16 protein-coding genes are annotated in these 20,871 nt (G+C 48.2%); 8 read left to right on the top strand and 8 right to left on the bottom strand.

All coding sequences use genetic code 11. The features are described from left to right. Nucleotides 1-18 precede the first annotated feature (18 nt). Nucleotides 19-1,443, bottom strand: coding sequence for a 3-isopropylmalate dehydratase large subunit (leuC, locus tag ACXHJ1_RS17920; RefSeq protein WP_016822141.1), 1,425 nt, complete (start codon nucleotides 1,441-1,443; stop codon nucleotides 19-21). A 382-nt stretch (nucleotides 1,444-1,825) separates the two neighbouring features. Then, on the bottom strand, nucleotides 1,826-4,669 hold the full coding sequence (locus tag ACXHJ1_RS17915; RefSeq protein ID WP_107733455.1) for an alpha-amylase family glycosyl hydrolase: 2,844 nt from the start codon (nucleotides 4,667-4,669) through the stop codon (nucleotides 1,826-1,828). A gap of 338 nt (nucleotides 4,670-5,007) precedes the next feature. Between ACXHJ1_RS17915 and ACXHJ1_RS17910 the strand changes: the two genes are divergently transcribed. From ACXHJ1_RS17910 to hydF, 7 genes are all read left to right on the top strand, one after another. After that, nucleotides 5,008-5,544 (top strand): hypothetical protein, encoded by a 537-nt coding sequence (locus ACXHJ1_RS17910; RefSeq protein ID WP_225164765.1) that lies wholly within the window; start codon nucleotides 5,008-5,010, stop codon nucleotides 5,542-5,544. A 129-nt stretch (nucleotides 5,545-5,673) separates the two neighbouring features. Next, nucleotides 5,674-7,836: a formate dehydrogenase subunit alpha gene (gene fdhF, locus ACXHJ1_RS17905; protein WP_016822143.1), complete on the top strand. Its 2,163-nt coding sequence runs from the start codon at nucleotides 5,674-5,676 to the stop codon at nucleotides 7,834-7,836. Beyond that, nucleotides 7,833-8,462, top strand: coding sequence for a 4Fe-4S dicluster domain-containing protein (locus ACXHJ1_RS17900; protein WP_457904992.1), 630 nt, complete (start codon nucleotides 7,833-7,835; stop codon nucleotides 8,460-8,462). The genes fdhF and ACXHJ1_RS17900 overlap by 4 nt, the downstream gene beginning before the upstream one ends. A gap of 32 nt (nucleotides 8,463-8,494) precedes the next feature. Continuing rightward, nucleotides 8,495-9,997 (top strand): [FeFe] hydrogenase, group A, encoded by a 1,503-nt coding sequence (locus tag ACXHJ1_RS17895; protein WP_457904991.1) that lies wholly within the window; start codon nucleotides 8,495-8,497, stop codon nucleotides 9,995-9,997. 69 nt (nucleotides 9,998-10,066) lie between these two features. Next, the gene (locus ACXHJ1_RS17890) at nucleotides 10,067-10,657 is read left to right on the top strand and encodes a 4Fe-4S dicluster domain-containing protein (RefSeq protein ID WP_016822146.1); all 591 of its coding nucleotides are present in this window, start codon (nucleotides 10,067-10,069) and stop codon (nucleotides 10,655-10,657) included. A gap of 1 nt (nucleotide 10,658) precedes the next feature. Beyond that, nucleotides 10,659-12,107 (top strand): aspartate ammonia-lyase, encoded by a 1,449-nt coding sequence (locus ACXHJ1_RS17885; protein WP_457904990.1) that lies wholly within the window; start codon nucleotides 10,659-10,661, stop codon nucleotides 12,105-12,107. After that, complete coding sequence (hydF, locus tag ACXHJ1_RS17880) at nucleotides 12,094-13,347, top strand: [FeFe] hydrogenase H-cluster maturation GTPase HydF (protein WP_250247572.1); 1,254 nt, start codon at nucleotides 12,094-12,096, stop codon at nucleotides 13,345-13,347. The genes ACXHJ1_RS17885 and hydF overlap by 14 nt, the downstream gene beginning before the upstream one ends. Before the next feature lie 99 nt (nucleotides 13,348-13,446). Here the strand turns inward: hydF and hydG are convergent, their stop codons facing one another. From hydG to ACXHJ1_RS17865, 3 genes are all read right to left on the bottom strand, one after another. Beyond that, complete coding sequence (gene hydG / locus ACXHJ1_RS17875; RefSeq protein ID WP_031461643.1) at nucleotides 13,447-14,859, bottom strand: [FeFe] hydrogenase H-cluster radical SAM maturase HydG; 1,413 nt, start codon at nucleotides 14,857-14,859, stop codon at nucleotides 13,447-13,449. A gap of 49 nt (nucleotides 14,860-14,908) precedes the next feature. Next, a complete protein-coding gene (gene hydE, locus ACXHJ1_RS17870; protein ID WP_107733451.1) occupies nucleotides 14,909-15,928 on the bottom strand; it encodes a [FeFe] hydrogenase H-cluster radical SAM maturase HydE in 1,020 nt (339 codons plus the stop codon). 287 nt (nucleotides 15,929-16,215) lie between these two features. Then, complete coding sequence (locus tag ACXHJ1_RS17865) at nucleotides 16,216-17,832, bottom strand: alkaline phosphatase (RefSeq protein ID WP_457904989.1); 1,617 nt, start codon at nucleotides 17,830-17,832, stop codon at nucleotides 16,216-16,218. Nucleotides 17,833-18,073: 241 nt separating this feature from the next. Here ACXHJ1_RS17865 and ACXHJ1_RS17860 point away from each other — a divergent pair, with 241 nt between their 5' ends. Continuing rightward, a complete protein-coding gene (locus ACXHJ1_RS17860; protein ID WP_017427573.1) occupies nucleotides 18,074-18,991 on the top strand; it encodes a LysR family transcriptional regulator in 918 nt (305 codons plus the stop codon). 336 nt (nucleotides 18,992-19,327) lie between these two features. On the opposite strand, the gene ACXHJ1_RS17855 is transcribed toward ACXHJ1_RS17860, so the two are convergent. The 3 genes from ACXHJ1_RS17855 to ACXHJ1_RS17845 all read right to left on the bottom strand — a co-directional run bounded on the left by ACXHJ1_RS17855 (nucleotide 19,328) and on the right by ACXHJ1_RS17845 (nucleotide 20,839). Next, nucleotides 19,328-19,468, bottom strand: a complete 141-nt coding sequence (locus ACXHJ1_RS17855; protein ID WP_016822153.1) for a hypothetical protein — start codon at nucleotides 19,466-19,468, stop codon at nucleotides 19,328-19,330. 76 nt (nucleotides 19,469-19,544) lie between these two features. Continuing rightward, complete coding sequence (locus ACXHJ1_RS17850) at nucleotides 19,545-20,345, bottom strand: hypothetical protein (RefSeq protein WP_025365098.1); 801 nt, start codon at nucleotides 20,343-20,345, stop codon at nucleotides 19,545-19,547. A gap of 74 nt (nucleotides 20,346-20,419) precedes the next feature. Further along, nucleotides 20,420-20,839 (bottom strand): hypothetical protein, encoded by a 420-nt coding sequence (locus ACXHJ1_RS17845; RefSeq protein WP_016822155.1) that lies wholly within the window; start codon nucleotides 20,837-20,839, stop codon nucleotides 20,420-20,422. Nucleotides 20,840-20,871 lie beyond the last annotated feature (32 nt).

Below are 20,871 nucleotides of genomic sequence, written 5' to 3'. Positions count from 1 at the left end.
TAATTCCTCCTCCGTATCCTAGCGGACAACTTCTTCCTGCTTGAATTTCCAATCCCGTACATCGACAAAATGTCCATGAATCGCCGCAGCGGCTGCCATTGCTGGAGATACAAGGTGAGTACGTCCTCCGCGTCCCTGACGACCTTCAAAGTTGCGATTAGAAGTTGACGCACAACGCTGTCCCGGTTGAAGCACATCTGGATTCATCGCAAGACACATGCTGCAACCCGCTTCGCGCCATTCAAATCCTGCTTCTTGAAAAATGACGTCCAGTCCTTCTTCTTCAGCCTGAATCTTCACACGACCCGAACCTGGTACGACGATTGCCGTGACTTTGTCAGAAACCTTGTAGCCTTTAGCTACCTCGGCCGCAGCGCGCAAATCTTCAATCCGGCCGTTGGTACAGGAGCCGATAAACACGTAGTCAATCGCAATATCCGTGATCGGTGTACCTGGCTTCAAATCCATATATTCAAGCGCTTTTTCAGCTGCTTTACGTTCGTTTTCTGTCGGCAATTCTGCCGGAGTCGGTACGGTTGAGGAAATATCTGTTCCCATACCCGGACTGGTGCCCCAGGTTACTTGTGGTATCAAAGCATCGACGTCAAACTCCAGTACGACATCAAACTCGGCGCCTTCATCGGTGACAAGTGCTTTCCACTCAGCAACTGCTTGCTCAAAAGCAGCTCCTTGCGGCACATGCTCGCGTCCACGCAAGTAGTTGAAGGTTGTTTCGTCCGGTGCAATCATACCTGCTCTGGCTCCGCCTTCAATGGACATGTTACACACTGTCATGCGCTCTTCCATGCTCAACTCGCGGATGGACTCACCTGTGTACTCAATAACATAGCCTGTAGCGAAATCTGTACCGTATTTGGCGATGACACCCAAAATCATGTCCTTTGCCGTCACACCAGGTTTGCGACGCCCTACGAAACGAACTTCCATCGTTTTTGCTTTTGCTTGCTGGAGACATTGCGTTGCCAATACGTGCTCTACCTCACTGGTTCCGATACCAAAAGCGAGCGCTCCGAACGCCCCGTGTGTGGAGGTATGGCTATCACCACAAACAATCGTTTTTCCCGGATGAGTCAGACCCAGTTCAGGCCCCATAACGTGAACGACACCTTGATCCACCGTATCCAGATCATATAGTGTGACACCGAAATCGCGGCAATTTTGAGTTAATGTATCAATCTGCTGCTTGGAAATCGGGTCCGTAATGTTGTAACGATCTTTTGTCGGTACATTATGATCCATTGTGGCAAACGTGAGCTCTGGACGACGCACCTTGCGCCCGCTAAGACGTAGTCCTTCAAACGCCTGCGGCGAAGTTACCTCATGTACGAGGTGAAGATCAATGTACAAAATACTCGGCTTGCCCGCTTCCTGATAGATGACATGGTTATCCCAAATTTTCTCGAACATGGTCTTTTTACTCATCAATATTCACCCCTGTGTTTTTCGAACCTAGTGGAGAGAAGCTGTACGGCTCTCTCTTGGATGTCAACAATATACCACGACGTGTCTGATTGGTCTAAGATATGATATCTATAGAAGTGATAGTCTTGACCTATAAGCGTGCTAGAGAAAATATTGAGGCAGGGAGTGAAGTTGGTAGGATAGAAAAATATATCCCTCTAGTTTTCTAACCAACATTTGCCCCGAGAGCTATGTATCTTGGAAGATTAACACACCAAAGGCCGAAGGTTATTTTTCCTTTCGACCTTTGGTATGACTCTATTTTTATATCATTATAGTTTTCTGTTAAACCTTGAGATTCAGTGTTTCTCCATATCGTACAGCGTCAACCTCCGCTGACAGTTTACTTCAAATAGGTTCCCGTTTCTCCAATTCCACCCCTGCCATTCAATACATATACCCTTGCATTTCCTTTACCGGAGCAAGTCAAGGTGATTTTGCCATCCGTAACGGTTTTGGAATCACCGGTCACTGCATCCACATAGATTCCGTTCGGAATCCCGGAAAATGTTGCATTTCCTGAAATGGTGACCAACGCAAAACTGTCAATGCCTTTGGCGCTGTCAGTATATCTTCTCTTAAACGCAAGATTGCCCGTTACATTCTCTGTAGAATACTGGCCTTTTTGCAAGGCAGGAACAGCTCTTCTAATTAAATTTAGCTGTCTGATATGTTTCGCCAGAGGATGGTTGAGTGATTCCGCAAGCGTGCCAGTAGCGTTTGTGTATTTGCCATAATCTTGTACCATAACACTGCCTTCTATGTGATCCCCGTAATAAGCCCGTCCCGTTTTGCTTAGCGGTGCGTTTGGACCCGGATCAATGGCTGCCCCCTTTTGAAATTCAATTTCGGAGCCATAGAAGATGGCGGGTATTCCGCGGAAGGTGAACATCAGATCGAGATTCTCGGCCCAAGTATCTTGTGTGCCCGCAAATCTTTGATTTTCCGGAGCCTGGTCAGGCGCATAGTCATGGGAGTCGACATAGGTCACATTCCACGTAGCATCATTATAGTATTGGTCGCCACTTCTCATATTAAAGGCTTCATGCGCGGTCTTGAATGCCCAATGCATCGGGAAATCAATCACATCCATGCCCGATTTCCTCGAATAGTCAGGTGTATGATAGGTATTGCCGATTAAGAAAGCATTGTTCGAGGTTGGCTGTCCTGCTGTAGTAGAGTTATCCGCCCACTCTTGTTCAACCGACATTTTATTAGAGGCATAGTCATTTTTCCCATCGCCCGGATACGATTTTGAAGCCTTCCAAGTATAGAATGGTGTTGAGATCGCTGGAATTCCGCTGTTCCAAACATCTCTGTACCGGGTGGCTACTTCTCCAAAAACATAGAAATCCGAGCCGCCTCTTGTCTTCCAGGCAGGAATATAGTATTTATTGAAAATATACCGGCTCACATGCTTCACTGTATCGACACGGAAAGCGTCCACACCCATGTCTATATAGTGATTGTAAGTATCAATTAAATATTTGTTAACTGCAGGGTTTTCTGTATTCAAATCCACGCAATCTCCCGCTATCTGACCAGTCTGAACAGTATAGGATTCCCAGGAAAGACTTTTCTCTGTATGGTAAATGTTATTGTTCGTTTCCGTATTCTTCATTAGAGCGAGCCTTGCCTGATACTGCTGATCGGGTGTCATGGAATCATAGTTTGGCGGCAGCTTATCCGTAGTTTTCACCAAGTTGTTACCGGTATCCGGTTTAGCCGGATCTTTCTTAAACATGGGGTACAGATTCTCTTCACCAAAATTGCCGGTATGATTGACGACGATGTCCTGAATGACCTTCAGCCCTTTGGCATGGGCCGCATTGATCAAATCCTGATAAGAAGCTCCCGCCGATTCATACCTTGGGTCTACTTTGGCAAAATTTATAGCATGGTAACCATGATAATCATAACCGCTGGCATTCTGCACAACAGGTGTAATCCAGATGGCACTAAATCCGAGGGCTTTGATATAATCGAGTTTCTGAATCAGCCCCTTAAAATCTCCTCTCCAAGCAGGGTCTGAATCTGGATTACGCGCCTTGGCATCATCCCATGCGTGCACATTGTTGCTTGGATCACCGTCATAGAACCGGGAAGTAATCACGAAGTAAATAGTGTCTTCCCGAAAATCACCTTTGTCTCCAATATTATAAACAAAGCTCTGTTTGGTTTGATTTCCAGCACCGTCTATAACAAGAAATTTTAATGTCGTGGTCTTGGAGATAAGGATGGATGGTCCGGTCAATCCGGCCAATGCGTTACCGAGGATGTAGACTTTTGAGCTTGTGGTCGGTTCCGTACCATCCTCCGTGTAGTATGCCTTGGTCGTTGCCGCCTTGTTATCTTTCAGGTTGAAGGATACAGTCACAGAGGAACCGGAATGCCCGGCAGGCAAATTCGCTGTGATTGTCGGAGCTTGCAAATCGGCATTCAGGTCAATTACATAATCGAAAGAGGATGCATTTCCGGTTTGACCGATTGAATTGACGGCGATGGCCTTGATAGTCAAAGAGGAAGCAACCTGAATTGGAGTGGTATACAAGGTCGAGGAGGTCGTAGGTGTCGAACCGTCTACCGTATAATAAATCTTGTCGCTACTGTTGGTGCTGGAAAGCGTTACCGTTTGAGCCGAATCGTATGTTTTCGGCACGGGAGAGATGGAAACCGCCGGAATTTTTGGAGTTTCCGGGTTGGCATCATACCATACATTATCCGTGTAATACCAACCCTCTTTCACACTGCGAGACAAGTCGGCCGTCTGTTTGCCACTACTGTCATTAAAAATGAGACTTGAGCCTGTCGCCTCGGCAATGGTATAGCTATACCAGTCGTTTCCGTCCGACTTCATCAGAATTCCTGGCCACGCCCCACTAATCGGAACAGTTGACGGATTCAAATTCCAGTAATGGATTCGAATTGTTGAATTCCAGTTTGAAGGCTTCTTAAAGTGAACCGTTAATCCGTTTTGAGTTGCTGTAGGTGTTGCTAAAGGTGCATATGTTGCACTAACGGTAGAAGTAGCAGCCGATGATGGAAGAGCATTCACTGTAGAATTCATATAGGTTGCTGTATAATCGGTATAACTGGCCGAAGCACCACTAGGTAAACCGAAGAAGTTCAAGCAAAGCGACAATATAATCAACCAAGAAATAAAACTCCCTGTTTTTTTTCTTAGCAAGTTAACACCCTCCTGATAAAATTTAGTGGGTAAATCGTGCAACCGGTTGCATAAAAACAAAAAAAAAAGAAAGACACTTATTTGGATAAAATGAATCTATTGATCGCCTCCTCCGTGTTATGTAGGGAAAATAATCATTGTACGCGCTTACAAAACTAGCACTTAGAAAAGCCCATTTAAATACGGCTCAATAATACCCAATGATTTTTCCTTTTTTGATTATATCATCCATACTTTTCCTCGGTCAATGTATTTGCTAGTGTGTAGATTTCCTCGCTCGCTAAATTCCCAGCACACCTATCTCCAATCTAAACTATGTAAAATTTTGGTTAGGTGTAATGAATTTCACATCTTTCCGGGTCAACCTGTTCTACCATAGAAGAGTGATACGCCGTGCTGGGCAGACCATTTTGGTTGGGACGTCTACTTCCTTTTCTAAATTAGCTACAGAGGCTGTCTGGCATGTGCGGCAAGTACGCCTTTATTTTGATTCGAAGCGGAGTGTCCAGATGTTGAATACCGAATTGGAATACCGTGAGCGCATCAGGAAGCTGGCCGTATGTATTGTCAAGCATTACCGAGGAAAAGGACCGGACAACGTTAAGGTTTCTCTCAACTCACCACTCCGAGTTACAGTAGAGATCCAGGGTACTTTGTCTAATCTGTCCGAAATTCTCGTTCATGAAGGCGCTGTGGAAAAGGTCAGTGATTACTGGAACGTCCTTCGTCCTTATCTGGAAAAGGAGTTTATGAGGGAAGCCGAAAAAACACTTGGCAGTCCCTTCACTTACACTTGGGAGGTCTGCCCCTCCGTCCATGGAGACGGACATATTATCATTACTCTTGAACTACAACACATACCCCGGTTGGATTAGCGGGAAGGAGATCATCTCCTCGCTCGCGGATAAGCCAGTACAGGATGCAGCGTGAAGCGGCATTTTTGTATTGGCTTTTTTTCATGTTACGAGTTTCATCTATTTCATATAAAAAGAGGTGCTGCACTCATGGCAGACAAGGTATTAACAGTATGTCCCTACTGCGGAAGCGGTTGTCAGCTTCATTTGCTAGTGGACAAAGGACAGGTAATTGGCGCAGAGCCGGCTAATGGTCGTACAAATGAAGGAACATTGTGTTTGAAAGGACATTATGGGTGGGATTTTCTGAATGATCCACAGATTCTGACTGCACGCTTGCGCAAGCCCATGATTCGCAAAAATGGAGTCATGGAGGAAGTGGAGTGGAATGAAGCCATTCAGTATACTGCCGAACGACTGTCAGCAATTAAGGAAAAGTATGGTCCTGACTCTATCATGGGGACGGGCTCCGCACGCGGTCCGGGAAATGAAGCCAATTATGTTATGCAAAAATTCATGCGGGCAGTCATTGGCACCAACAATATTGATCATTGCGCTCGTGTATGCCACGGCCCTTCTGTAGCAGGTTTGACTTACTCGCTCGGGGACGGGGCTATGTCCAACTCTATTCCTGAAATTGAACACTCTGATCTCATATTCGTATTTGGATACAACGCGCCCGAAACGCATCCAATCGTCGCAAGACGCATCGTAGCAGCCAAGCAACGAGGTGCCAAAATTATTGTATGTGATCCACGCATGACTGAAACTGGACGCATTTCAGATATGTGGCTACCTCTAAAAGGCGGCTCGAACATGGCTTTGGTGAACGCTTTTGGTCATGTGCTAGTGCATGAAGGGCTGTACGACAAAAGATATGTGGAAGCAAACACAGAAGGCTTTGCCGAATACGTAGATAGCATTAAAAAATATACGCCCGAATATGCAGAAGGCATCACAGGTGTCAAGGCGGCTGACATTCGGGCGGCTATGAGGGAATATGCCAAGGCTCCTACCGCTACAATTCTGTACGGAATGGGCGTATGTCAATTTTCACAGGCTGTTGATGTGGTAAAAGGGCTCGCTTCCCTTGCCCTACTGACCGGAAATCTGGGCAAGCCAAATGTAGGTATTGGACCTGTACGTGGACAAAACAATGTTCAGGGCTCCTGCGACATGGGTGCATTACCTAATGTGTATCCTGGTTACCAGGATGTCATTGACACCGCAGTTCGCAAAAAGTTTGAAAAAGCATGGGGTGTTGAGCTACCGCGTAAAAAAGGATATTCACTTACAGAAGTACCGCATCTCATTCTGAAAGAGAACAAGCTGAAGGCTTATTATATTTTCGGCGAAGACCCTGTACAGAGTGATCCGAACGCTGCCGAGCTGCGTGAAGCGCTAGAACAATTGGAATTTGTCGTGGTGCAGGATATTTTCATGAACAAAACGGCGCTGCATGCGGATGTCATCCTCCCTTCTACCTCTTGGGGCGAGCATGACGGGGTGTATTCTTCGGCAGATCGGGGCTTTCAGCGTATCCGTAAGGCCGTCGAGCCGCAAGGTGATGTAAAGCCTGACTGGGCCATCATTAGTGAGGTTGCTACCGCCATGGGCTACCCTATGTCCTATGCGAACACAGAGGAAATTTGGGATGAAATGCGAAGCCTCAGTCCTTTATTCGCTGGTGCCAGCTACCAGAAAATGGAGGAACAAGGCGGCGTGCAATGGCCCTGCCCTACAGAGGATCATCCAGGTACACCGTATTTGTACAAAGGCAATCAATTTTCCACACCTAGTGGTAAAGGACGATTATTCGCCTGCGAATGGCGTCCGCCGCAAGAACAGCCGGATGCAAAATTCCCGCTTGTCTTATCTACAGTCCGTGAGGTAGGCCATTATTCGGTGCGTACGATGACTGGGAATTGCCGTGCATTACGCCAGTTGTCTGATGAGCCTGGATTTATTCAGATTAGCCCAGAAGACGGAGCAGATCTGAATATTCTGGATGGCGAAATTGTTGCCATCTCCTCCCGTCGGGGACGCATCATGGCGCGGGCACAAATTAGCGACCGTGTGCAACAAGGTGCGACCTACATGACCTATCACTGGTGGGTCGGAGCATGTAACGAGTTAACCGCCGATTTTCTCGATCCGGTATCCAAAACTCCAGAATTGAAATACTGCGCCATCCGGTTGGAACGGATTGCCGACCAAGCGCAGGCTGAACGGGATGTGCATGAATCGTACCAAAAGATTCGCAGACAGATGAACGTCCAGGAAGCCGTTCTAGCTGACAAGGTGACAAGATGAGCGGCGTACGAAACACGTTAAACCATTCGACGAGCAGAATGGGTTCAGCCAATAGAACAAGTGCTGTTGCCTCCTCTTTCGTCGTTGCGGATGGCGGGCAATGTATTGGCTGCAAAGCCTGCGAACTGGCGTGCTTTGCCGTTCACGGTCAGGCGAGTGGCATAGGCGCTTCGATCGGAACCGTCAGCGTGCCTGTGGTGCCCAAGGTGTATGTGGTGCGAGCTGGGGATACGTACGTGCCAGTGCAATGCCGGCATTGTGAGAATGCCCCCTGTGCACATGCCTGCCCGGTGCAGGCCATTCGTCAGGAGGACGGCGTAGTCATGATTGATGAGGAACGATGCATCGGCTGCACCTCCTGTGTTTTGGCCTGCCCCTTCGGGGCAATCGAGGTGTCTCCGGTCTATCGAGCCGGGCACGTTATCACGCAGCCCGGCCTGACTCACCGTGCAAATCGAACCGCGCTTCCCCGCACTGCGGCAAGCAAATGCGATTTGTGCGCGGAAACAGAGAACGGACAGCCTGCTTGTGTAGAAGCCTGTCCAAATCATGTGCTACGGCTGGCCAATGGTATATCCGACTCGCCTCCAGAGCCTCGGCGGGAAGTCTTTTTCCCACGCCTGTAAGGTCAAAATCAGCCGCAGAAAGGTAGAAAAACATGTCAACAACAGACAAGATCTCTTCGCCTCCTTGTATGAGGACGTCTGATTCTACAGACCCCGTCATTCATATTGACCCAACGCTCTGCACTGGATGCAGACGCTGTGCGGGTGTTTGTCCGGTAGATGCCATAGAGGGACTGCCTGGAGAACCTCAAACCGTGAACGCAGACCGCTGTGTTATTTGCGGTCAATGTGTGCAAATATGCAGCGTGTACGCCTCAGATTGGGCAGATTCATCTCCACAGGCAGCCGCCATCAGACGACAGGAACGTATACGTGAACGCGATATGCCTGCCGACATCGGCGAACCGCTATTTGCTGCCTATTATAGCTATAACCTGAATAAGGTAGCTGACATGATGAAGAAGCCAGGACAGCTTCGAATCGTGCAGTGCGCCCCAGCCATTCGCGTGTCACTCGCGGAGGAATTTGGTATGCCGTTTGGTACCCTGACGCCCGGCAAAATGGCCGCTGCCCTTCGTCGTCTCGGCTTCGATCGAGTATATGATACGAATTTCGGAGCTGACGTAACCATCATGGAAGAAGGCACTGAGCTGATTCGCCGCGTAACCGAGGGTGGACCGTTACCGATGTTCACATCCTGCTGTCCAGCTTGGGTCCGTTTTGCCGAGATTGAATACCCCGATCTGCTAGACCATCTATCCAGTTGCAAATCGCCAATGCAAATGGTGGGAGCGCTGATCAAGACCTATGGTGCACAGCTGGATGAGGTGGAACCTGCGAATATTTACAGCGTCGCGATCATGCCATGTACCTGCAAACAATTTGAATGCGATCGTCCCGAAATGGAATCCGACGGTTATCGTGATGTGGATGAGGTGCTGACCACGCGTGAGCTGGCATACTGGATCAAGCAGCGCGGCATTGATTTTATGAACCTGCCTGATGAAGAATTTGATGCACCGCTAGGACAATATTCAGGCGCAGGCACTATTTTTGGGGTAACTGGAGGAGTTATGGAAGCTGCCATCCGCACAGGCTATGAGCTGCTGACGAATGAGAAGCTGCCCAAGCTCCAGCTGGATTTTGTCCGTGGCGAGGAAGGCATTCGAGTAGCAGAGGTACAGGTGGGCGAGCTGCAGCTCAAGGTGGCGGTCGTCGCTGGACTCCAGCATGCCTACCAACTCCTGGATCGTGTGCAGGCGGGTGAATGTGATTATCATTTTATTGAGGTCATGGGCTGTCCAGCCGGCTGTATCAGCGGAGGAGGGCAACCCAAGCTCATGTTGGAAAAACAAAAAATCGAGGCTTATCGTGCGCGTAAATCGTCCATCTACGGACATGATGCTGCATCTCAGGTGCGCAAATCGCATGAGAATCCTTTTATCATCAAGCTGTACGATGAATTTCTGGGTGAGCCGCTAGGTCATGTATCGCACCATCTGCTGCACACGACCTTCCAAAAGCGTGGACTCGGCAAGCAGAGCCGTAGCAATGATATGCCCGTCAAAGGGCATAACGATTATTCCATTCATTAGTACGCTCAACACATAAGTATGATCATTAGAAATTATATTTTGCTGTTAGTTAGAGAGGAGTCGAGTTGTATGAATCGCTTTGTTTTAGCTGATCCCGATCAGTGTATCGGCTGTCGCACCTGTGAAATCGCCTGTGTTATCGCACATTCGCCGGAGAACCCCTTTATCTCGCCAGATGACGAGTTTCATTTTCACCCTCGCCTACAGGTGATCAAATCATTCGGAGTCACTGCACCTGTTCAGTGTCGTCACTGTGAGGATGCTCCATGTGCTAATGCCTGTCCGAACGGCTCCATTACGAACGCAGACGGCTGCATTCTTATTAATAGCGAAAGCTGCATTGGCTGTAAAACCTGTATGATCGCCTGCCCTTACGGTGCGATTACCATGGTGCCTCAATACAGAGACGGGCAGCCGGTCGTGCAAGACGGACTGTACACCAATGTGTCGGGTCGTTTGCAACCTAAAGAACGCATGATTGCCAGCAAATGTGATTTGTGCGAAGGTGTGGACGGCGGACCGGCCTGTATTGGAAAATGTCCAACTCAAGCCCTCAAGCTGGTCGAGCCAGATCTGGTTCATGCCCGGGTTGAGGAAAAACGAGCTGCAAGTGCACGTCAGCTGCTGCATATGACACGCATTCCGGCGACGGGTCTATAACATGACTCCGTCTTCTCCTCTGGTCAAAGTTATGCGGACCGAACGGGATGCACTAGGAGACATGGAAATTCCTATGGATGCCTTGTACGGTATTCATACCGCACGTGCGATGAACAATTTTGCAGTCAGCGGCAGGCCCGTGAACAGAAATCTGATTCACGCTCTTGTGTTGGTAAAAAAAACCGCCGCTCAAGTGAATGGTGAGCAGACCCGGTTGTCTGCCCACCGGGTCTCTGCCATTGTAAATGCCTGCGATGAATTACTCGCAGGACGGCATCAAGATATGTTTACCGTGGATGCCATGCAAGGCGGCGCAGGCACCAGTACCCATATGAACGTAAATGAGGTCATTGCTAATTTGGCCATTGTACAGCTAGGGGGGCAGCCAGGACAATATGAGCTTGTACATCCGCTGGATGATGTGAACTGCTGTCAATCTACGAATGATGTATATCCGACGGCGCTACGAATTGCTGCGATACGCCTGCTGCGCCCTTTGTGTGACACGATGTCTTCGTTACAAAATGCTTTACAGCAAAAAGAAATAGAATATGCCGACCTGCTCAAGCTAGGTCGCACACAGCTAATGGATGCCCTGCCTATGATGGCCGGGCAAGGCTTTGGCGCCTACGCAAAAGCTATAGGGCGTGACCGTTGGCGCCTCTATAAAGCCGAAGAGCGGCTACGAGAAATCCCTATTGGAGGCACGGCGATTGGCACAGGTATGAATGCGCCTCGGGCTTACAGCTACCGGATGGTCGAAAAGCTGGCGGATGAGACTGGATTAGGGCTATGCCTTAGCGACCACCCCATGGACCCGATTCAAAATATGGATGTCTTCGTCGAGGTGTCAGGTCTACTTAAATCCGCCGCGGTAAATCTGCTCAAAATATCTAGCGATTTTCGTCTGCTAGCCTCTGGTCCTTTCGGTGGTATCGGTGAATACCTGCTGCCCCCAGTCCAAGCTGGTTCCTCTATTATGCCTGGCAAGGTCAATCCGGTGATGGCAGAAATGGCCGGATTGACAGCGATGCGTGTGATGGCCGAAGATGCGGCTATCACGATGGCTGCTGCCTCTGGACAGCTGGAGCTGAACGCGTTTCTGCCGTTGATTGCCGAATCGCTGCTGGAATCGCTGCATATTCTCACCAATGCCGTTCAACTGTTCGAGGAACGGTGTGTGCGCGGTCTGATCGTACAGGAGGAACGCTGCTCTGCTAATCTGCACAGCTCAGCTGTGATGGCCTCCGCGCTGGTCGCTGAGCTTGGCTATGATGAAGCTGCTTCCATTGCATCAGCAGCCATTGCACAGGGTCGCACACCAGAGGATATTGCAGAGGATCGCGGTCAGCTGACCCGTGCGCGGATTGACCAATTGTGCCATCCCTATACCGTAACCAAGCCCGGAATTCCGGGGCAGGAAGAAGGAACTCATCATGGGAATGAATGATACCCCAAGAAGTAACCGACCACATATCGTTCTGCTTGGTCGCCGAAATGCAGGCAAATCCAGCATTCTGAACGCCTTGACCGGCCAGCCCGCCGCTGTGGTATCACCTATAGGAGGAACGACTACGGACCCCGTTTTCAAGCCGATGGAGCTACTTCCTGCGGGTCCCATTGTTCTGGTGGATACCGCCGGACTGGACGATGAGGGTGAGATCGGGGAGTTGCGCCGCAACAAAACGCTAGAAATACTTAATAGTACAGACTTGGCTCTGCTGGTCATCGACGCCACTGTTGGAGTCGGACCATTCGAGTACGAGCTGCTCGAGAAGCTACGCACCAAAAAGATTCCTGTCATTGGTGTACTAAATAAAATAGATACCCTTGCTGAATCAGATCCAATGGCTGCAACGCTGGAGACCGAATTGAATCTCGCACTGATTCCTTTCAGTGCATCTGTGCTCCGAGGGGACGCAAAACTGAAAAAGGCCATCACAAATACACTCCCCCAAAACGAAGATCGCTTTCGTATCGTAGGTGACCTGTTGTCACCCGGCGATCTGGTCGTGCTGGTGGTTCCCATCGATAAAGCTGCGCCAAAGGGCCGATTGATTCTGCCGCAGCAGCAAACGATCCGTGATACGCTAGAGAGCGATGCCATCGCTGTCGTGACCAAAGAGCATGAGCTACGTTTGACGCTGGAGCGACTGGGACGCAAGCCCAGCCTGGTCATTACCGATTCACAGGTCTTTATGAAAGTTGCGGCCGACACGCCCAAGGATATACCACTTACCTCTTTCTCCATTCTGTTCGCCCGTCACAAAGGCGATCTGGACGAACTGGTGCGAGGAGCAAGAGCCATTGAACGCCTCAAGGACGGAGACCATGTGCTCATTGCGGAAGCCTGCACTCACCAATGTCAATCTGACGATATTGGTCGAGTAAAAATCCCTCGTTGGCTGCGTCAAACGATAGGCAAACGCCTCATTATCGAGCATGCATCTGGCTCCAGTTTCCCTGACGATTTGAGTGAATATGCGTTGGTTATTCATTGCGGTGCCTGTATGCTCAATCGGCGTACAATGCTTCACCGAATGTCTGAAACGAAAGCCGCCAGGGTGCCGATTGTGAACTATGGTGTGTTTATCGCTTATGTCCAGGGAGTCTTCCCCCGGGCTATTGAATGCTTTCCATCTGCTATGCTAGCCTGGGAGCAAGCCGCTAAAGCAGGAAGTTATTCTTAAAATCTCGTCATTAATATTCTTTTCTCTAGACATACAAAAGCAGCCGCGCTGATTCCAACGCGACTGCTTTTTATTTTCAAATGCTATTATTATCAATTGCTAAAAATACAAATCGCGCTCGCCTGCTTCCAATCGTTCAAGTCTGTCAAGCGTCAAACGGCGCGTTGATTCACGTGGTATACGCTCCAGATTTTCACGCAGAGCAGCAGCTCCCAATTCACGTGCTTCCTCATCCCCATAATCCAGTAGATATTCTTGGAAGGTCAGCAGCGAATTTGGCTGGCACACATTGTGAATTTGTCCGGATTTGGCAAGTTCCATGAAGCGATCTCCGGTTCGTCCCTCACGGTAGCAAGCTGTACAGTAGCTTGGCATATATCCGCCACGGCACAAACTTTTAATAATTTCCGATGGAGAGCGATGGTCTCCCACCTCAAATTGAGGCTTATCTTCCGTCTCCTGTTTTGCATAGGCGCCTACGCCTGTAGCTGATCCAGCACTAATCTGTGACACGCCTAAACCAATGACACGGTCTCTATATTCCGGCTCCTCGCGCGTAGACAGGATCATCCCAGCATAAGGGACAGCCAGTCGAAGAACGGATACAATTTTCATAAAATCATCATCGTTGACCAGGTACGGATACCGCTCCAGGTCTACATTTTCAGCCGGACGCAATCGTGGAACCGAGACCGTGTGAGGCCCGCAGCCAAAGGTTTCTTCCAAGTGTTCGGCATGTTTCAGCATGGCTACAGTTTCATAGCGGAAATCATACAAGCCATACAACACACCGATCCCCACATCATCTATTCCCGCACGCATGGCCCGATCCATTGCGGTGGTGTGCCAATCATAATCCCGTTTGGGTCCCTGCAGATGAAATTTGCGATAGCTCTCCCGATGATACGTTTCCTGAAATAAAATATACGTACCAATACCTACCTCTGCCAGCTTCCGATAGTCCTCCTCGGTTGTGGATGCAATATTCACATTAATCCGCCGAATGCTGCCGTTATCTACCTTGACCTCATAGATCTGGCGCAGACAATCGACAATATAGTCTATGGGACAATGGACTGGGTCTTCCCCCGCTTCTAATACAAGTCGCTTGTGTCCCAGTTCTTGAAGCACTCTAACCTCCTCCACCAATTCCTCCGGGGTCAGGCGGCTACGCGTAAAGCTATCATTGGTATGCTTATACCCACAATATTCGCAGTTATTAACGCAGTGGTTGCTTACATATAAAGGAGCGAACAGCACAATCCGGTTGCCATAAATCTGCTCTTTGACGGCCCGCGAAGATTTGAACATCTCTTCCAATAATTCAGGATCATCTACATGCAAAAGAGCCGCCGCTTCACTTGCATTCAGCCCGCGGCAGGCTCTACCCTTTTCTAAAATTTCCAAAATGCGTTGTCGATTTGTTGCCTCTTGTTTCCCCTGCTCCACTGCGGCCATTATCTCTGCTTCATTAATAAAATCTGCCGACACTTTCTCCCGTACTCCACTCACGTATACCCATCTCCTTATTTATGGTTACTGCAATGTTTCCGTCACGTTCTCACACGGTCCCCTGTCTCATAAGCTGTCGTTGCACTCTCAAACTATCGCCGCGCCCCATATCGACTTCAAATCCCGCTCCACGGATTCGCAGCTCCAAGCAATGTCTACATTGGGCAGACTCATCGCCCAAACATATTTTATTCTCATAAATCGCATACTTAGGCCTCACCGCCAGTGGCGACAAATTAGGCATCACCACATTCGCTCCCGCCTGAAGCGCCTTCTCCCTTCCCTGGGGATGAATCGTCCCCATGGCCGTGGATGCCGGAATAAGCGCATCTGGAACGACCAACCGGGATAATGAAATGATATCAAGTGCCTTTTCCATGCTCCCCTGGCTGGCCTCACGAAGCGGCGTATTGCTATGTGGTAAAAAGGGGCCAATCCCGATCATATCTGGCGACAGGCTATGCAAATAGACCAAATCATCTGCTAATTCACTGTTCGTTTGTCCCGGCAATCCCACCATACATCCAGCCCCGATCTGAAAGCCGATCCGTTGCAAAGCCAGTAGCCGGCTACGCCTGCTTTCGATCGTCATCGTCGGATGCAGCTTGGCGTACAAACTGGGTGAAGCTGTCTCATGCCGGAGCAAAAAACGGTCCGCGCCCGCCTCGTATAGTTGCTCATAAGTTTCGTCATCCCGTTCACCGATGGACAATGTAACCGCCACATCTGCAAAACGGCTTTTAATTTCCCGAATTAGTTTCGTCAGCCGGGCAGCCGTAAACCAGTAATCTTCCCCACTTTGCAAAACAAAGGTCCGATAACCCAGTTCATACCCCTCCGCGCAGCAGGCCAGAATTTCTTCCGGCTGCAAACGGTAACGGTCTGCCTGTTTATTCGAAGCACGCAGCCCACAGTACATGCAATTCTGACGACATATACTTGAGAATTCAATTAATCCTCGTAAAAAAACACCTTTGCCATAACGCTCCAATTTGGTGCGAGCTGCCAGTTGGCGCAGTTGTGCTCGTAGCGTCGGCTCACTATCCAGACGTGTCAGCAGCTCCGTCATTTCCGTATGCGTCCATTCCTTGCCATCAGCCAGACGCAGTAATAATTCGTCCGTGACTCATCCCTTCTTCCCTCGTCCATCCGGACTTTACATCATCAGTGGCTTATATCGTACATGTATTATTCTAGCAACATCAGAGAGAATATAACGTGACTAGTTTCACAAAAAATCCCATTTTCTGAAAACCAATTTCATTCTCACCTTAAAAACTACATATTCATCTCAACACACAAAAAAAGCTGTTCCTCCGTTATGGAAGAAGCAGCTTCTCTCGATAGGTCTATTTATCACTGAATCAAATCAATCGCCTGCTGGGGTACAAAATAATCAACGCCGTTAAATACGACTACACCGTTGAGCGTAGAATTTTTACCATTCAGTGTAGCAATATTTTTGTATACTGGAAGCTCCAGCTTGTTACTGCCTTTGGTCACCGTAATGACTTTCGTGTCCGCAGTAAACTTGGCTCCTTTAGCTTCAAAAGCGGCTTTTGCAGGAACAAACAGTTGCTTGCTGACTGTATCTAAATCCAGTCCAAGTACACGTGTCATATACTTATTTACATCTGTATTGTCGATGACACCGGATGGACGGTCTCCGTTCGGCGCATACGTGTACAACACGACATCGCCTCCTGTGTGTCCACCTGTAGTCCAGCCAATATTGGCGCGTTTGCTAATAATCGGTCCGACGGCATAGTTCATGCTGCCTTCTTTGGCATCTTTAATTGTTTTTACTTCTTCGTCTGTCAGATCGGTGATGCCAAAATACGTGGAAAGCACCTCTTTAATATTGCTGCGATCTGCATTCAGCTTGGCTTCCAAGCCTTCACCCGTCAGCTTTGCTTTTTTCAATGGGTCTATAAAAGAAGCTAAAGGCGTTTTGTCATAATTGCTAGTTGTATCACTGCTACCAATCGTCAATCCACCGTTTCCATGGTCTGTCACTGCTACGACGACAGTATTTTGGTTTTGCTTGGCGTAATCGAGAGCTACTTTCACTGCTTCGTCAAATGAAAGCACATCACTAATAATTCCCGTTGGATCATTAGCATGTGCAGCCCAATCCACTTTACTGCCTTCTACCATTAAGAAAAAGCCTTTATCATTTTTGGATAACACATCAATGGCTTTCGTTGTCATTTCTGCCAGACTAGGTTCCTTCGATGCATCGCGATCCAGGTCATATGCAAGGGCTTCGGGAGAAAAGCTGCCCCAGAGCTTGCTGGAGATCGAATTTTTCAGCCCTTCAGGTGTTGTGACAAAATCATAGCCCTGGTCTTTAATTTGAGCAATTAAATCTTGGCCGTCCTTACGCCCTGCTGGCTCCAAAAACTTGCCGCCTCCACCTAACACAACGTCAACTCCGTTGTAGGCTTGTTGCATGCTGAGTGCATCATAATTTTTGCGGTCAGGATAATGTGCGGTAAAATCAGCTGGTGTCGCATGCATAATCTCCGAAGTAGCAATAATTCCGGTTGATTTCCCTGCTAGCTTGGAAGCCTCCAGAATGGAAGCTACAGGCTTTTTGGCGTCACCTGCTGCAATCGGTTGCTGTCCGGGCATCGTTGCTTCATCTGGAAGAACGCCTACATACCCAGTATGTGATTTATGTCCTGTGGCAAAAGCTGTACCCGCCGGAGCAGAATCGGCAATCGGTGCATCCGCAGAATGTGTACGCACCATCCCGCTTGCCATGCTGTCTAACGTTAAGGATGATCCTTTGTACCATCTAGCCAATGCAGTAGCGTCATTAGCCATGCCGTCTGGAATCAGAATAATTACATTTTTAATTGTCGTGTCCTTCTCGACTGCCATCGCTGTCCCGCCGCTTACGGTTAGCATCATCGTCGCTAGGAGTGCAGCTACCGATTTTTTCGTATGTATCCCCCAACATTTTAGCATTCATTTTCCTCCCAGACCTTTTTTTTGTACAACCAGAACTAAGATTAATTATGTTTTATCAGGAGAATGTTAAGGGAATTAATTATCTATATTAAAAGACTCTATTTGTGAAAAAACGCTTCATCTTATATAAAACTTGTGACACATGAGATTCGTTAGGATTGGGCATTTAATTTTATTATTGTATAATCAGTCTATGATGTAATAGGAAAAGCTTATAAGATAAGGAGTATGAAATTCGATGGAATTCAGACAGCTTCAGTACACCCTGCAAATTGCAGCGGAAAAAAACTTCTCACGCGCAGCAGAAAAACTGCATATCGCTCAGCCTTCGTTGAGCCAGCAATTGTCCAAACTGGAAAAAGAGCTTGGTGTACTGTTATTTCAGCGCAACACCAGCACGGTGGAACTAACACATGCCGGAGCAAGCTTTGTGGAAAAGGCAAAAAAAATAGTCGACGCGGTGGAACAGCTCCGACAGGAAATGGACGATATCTCTCAGTTGAGAAAAGGGAAGGTCGTCGTTGGCAGTATGCCTATCACGGGCTCCCATTTGCTGCCACATGTGCTGCCTGTATTCAAGAGGGCTCATCCAGACATTGAAATCGTGTTAGTCGAAGATTCATCCATGAATCTGGAGAAAAAAACGGCAAGTGGCGATACCGATCTCAGCCTGCTCTCTCTTCCCCTAGTAGAACCTACACTTTCTTATGTACCCATCGGTGAAGAGTGGATTGATCTCGCTGTTCCTCCAGGTCATCCCCTAGCCCTGCGTAAAAACGGTAATCAGCCGCAACCAGTGCACATGGAAGAACTTAAAGACGAGCCTTTTGTCGTCCTGAAAAAAGGGCAAGGCTTTCGCAAGCTGACGATGGATCTGTGTCATCAGGCAGGCTTTGAACCTAATGTGGTGTTTGAAAGCACCAATATGGAGACACTCCAATCGCTCGTAGCGACAGGTATGGGAGTGACGCTCGTTCCCCGTTTTATCGCCCGCGCCGCCAGCAGCGAGTTTGTTCCAGCATTGCTGCCACTAGCCGAACCTACCCCCAGCCGTACCCTGGCGATTGCTTACCGGAACGGACGTTATTTGTCTAAAGCTGCCGAAGCTTTTATTGATACCTTCCGAGAAACGGTCAAGCAACTTTCTCAAAAGTAGCATCGAACGTGAAAAGGACCGTCTTCCTCCCCAGCCCAAGCCAGAGAGGAAGACGGTCCTGGGGCTTCGCCCCTATACTTTCAATACGGCATTTAGATCACGGGTTCGATTACACTGTTGCGATTGCTTCCCTCTGTCTTCAACGAACCACATTTCATGTTCATTTGAAATCCATGTCAGCCTCGCCTGATTACTCTACACTTGCTCGGAAACTCCACTTTATCCATCCCGCATCACTTCTTTCCTTAAGGTCTCTAGTCTTGGTATCCAAGAATGTCCTACCTCAGTTCCAATGTGCTGTGTGATCCCAAAGTGCCTGTCCTCGCCTTGTTGTGATCAGGGTCTCCCTACATGGGGGGGACTTTTATCCTGATCATAGCCCATTTCAAAGTTGTTTCCGACAACCTGTCTATTTAAGCCTCTCGGCCGTGACAGGCCATCCCTATTCGCCAGTTCGGATCTACTTTGGTTATCCATCGTTATCAACCTCCTGGTGTCGGGATACTATTATAATACACCTATGGGCTGTATCTGAAACAGATTCAACAATTTTTTATCGGGATGAACCAAATGCTTGCTGCACGTCGGATTCACTCACTTGTGTCTTAATAACCAGTTTCGAAGGATCTTGAGGCGAATATATCACCTCTATAATACTTCCCTGTTGCAGTTTGGATAGTTGGGAAGAAAAAACTTCCTTTTGCGTGGTTACATTAAATGTTTCGCCATTGCTTTTCGTCACCGCTAGTGTAAATTGAAGCTTAATTTTATCGGGTCCCGCTTCCCCCATGGGTGTAACATCCAGTATCTTCGCGTAAGCCTGCTCACCGGTTTTGGCGATTTCCATCAGCTCAGGCGATACGCCCTGCTTGACCATTTGCTCATTCATTAACGCTTGCAAATCCATTTGCGACACCTGACCTTTCAGGTCAAGACCTACCTTCATTTTGTCTTTCTCAGATACGATCAACGGAATAATCGAGCCTGGCTGAAATTGAGCCATGGAGGTCAAAGGAATAATCGTCGTCAAAGCAGTATCATATTTGTCTTCACCCTGTTTGGTTACGGTCAACCCGAGCTTTACCTGCGGCTGATTGTTTACATATGTCCCTGTTTGTTGAACACTTGTAATGATTCCAACCCCCGGAACACCCTTCTTGACTTTACCGCCACCAAAAAACAAACCTAAAATACCCGGTAGAAATATAAGCGCAAAGCCTGTATAAATTAACGGCCGATACCACGGGGCTTCCATAATTAAAAATGGATCATCCCATAAATATTCAGCCAGAAAAGGCGAAAATCCTACCCCAAACACCAGAAGTACCCCGATCAAACTCAAAAATCCTTTCATTCTCCAAAACCCCTTTTTCAATCATTTATTTAAAAAAATGTGCTCGCAAGAATGGTGAAACGCCCGCCAATCATTTACGCTGTCACCAGCCCCATATAAATCAGCTCTGATGGATTTGCCGGATTGCTACCCAGACCCACCACATCTCCAGGTCGCGGAATTTGCAGCTTAGATACGAGCGTTTCCAGCGTTTTTTGGTATCGATTGCCGCTAACTTCCGTCACATCTAGTACAAGCACCACAATCGGATCAAAATTCACGAGCTTCCCGGTATCTGTTACCGAAATCACAACCGCAGTTGCTGCCATCGCCAAGCCTCCGTTAGCCGCCGTTTGAGCTTGTCTTGCCGAGTTTAAGCTCTGGTTGATCTGTTCCCGATGCTCTTTGGGGACCAGACCTTTCATAAATAATCCGGACAAGCCCTTATTCATCAGTTGATCTGCATGTTCTATCGCATCCTGCTGTTTTTTCTTCTTACCGAAAAAGTTCATCATGTGGTTGCACCTCATATTTTGTATTGTTGTAC

Source organism: Paenibacillus sp. ALE2, assembly GCF_054113385.1.
This window is presented reverse-complemented; position numbering and strand designations above follow the sequence as displayed.

Coding starts and splice junctions, on each gene's coding strand:
- ACXHJ1_RS17845 (WP_016822155.1), bottom strand. CDS start 20,839: ATGATGAACTTTTTCGGTAAGAAGAAAAAACAGCAGGATGCGATAGAA.
- leuC (WP_016822141.1), bottom strand. CDS start 1,443: ATGAGTAAAAAGACCATGTTCGAGAAAATTTGGGATAACCATGTCATC.
- hydF (WP_250247572.1), top strand. CDS start 12,094: ATGGGAATGAATGATACCCCAAGAAGTAACCGACCACATATCGTTCTG.
- ACXHJ1_RS17860 (WP_017427573.1), top strand. CDS start 18,074: ATGGAATTCAGACAGCTTCAGTACACCCTGCAAATTGCAGCGGAAAAA.
- ACXHJ1_RS17910 (WP_225164765.1), top strand. CDS start 5,008: ATGAATTTCACATCTTTCCGGGTCAACCTGTTCTACCATAGAAGAGTG.
- ACXHJ1_RS17900 (WP_457904992.1), top strand. CDS start 7,833: ATGAGCGGCGTACGAAACACGTTAAACCATTCGACGAGCAGAATGGGT.
- ACXHJ1_RS17865 (WP_457904989.1), bottom strand. CDS start 17,832: ATGCTAAAATGTTGGGGGATACATACGAAAAAATCGGTAGCTGCACTC.
- ACXHJ1_RS17855 (WP_016822153.1), bottom strand. CDS start 19,468: ATGGATAACCAAAGTAGATCCGAACTGGCGAATAGGGATGGCCTGTCA.
- fdhF (WP_016822143.1), top strand. CDS start 5,674: ATGGCAGACAAGGTATTAACAGTATGTCCCTACTGCGGAAGCGGTTGT.
- ACXHJ1_RS17890 (WP_016822146.1), top strand. CDS start 10,067: ATGAATCGCTTTGTTTTAGCTGATCCCGATCAGTGTATCGGCTGTCGC.
- ACXHJ1_RS17850 (WP_025365098.1), bottom strand. CDS start 20,345: ATGAAAGGATTTTTGAGTTTGATCGGGGTACTTCTGGTGTTTGGGGTA.
- ACXHJ1_RS17895 (WP_457904991.1), top strand. CDS start 8,495: ATGTCAACAACAGACAAGATCTCTTCGCCTCCTTGTATGAGGACGTCT.
- hydE (WP_107733451.1), bottom strand. CDS start 15,928: ATGACGGAGCTGCTGACACGTCTGGATAGTGAGCCGACGCTACGAGCA.
- ACXHJ1_RS17885 (WP_457904990.1), top strand. CDS start 10,659: ATGACTCCGTCTTCTCCTCTGGTCAAAGTTATGCGGACCGAACGGGAT.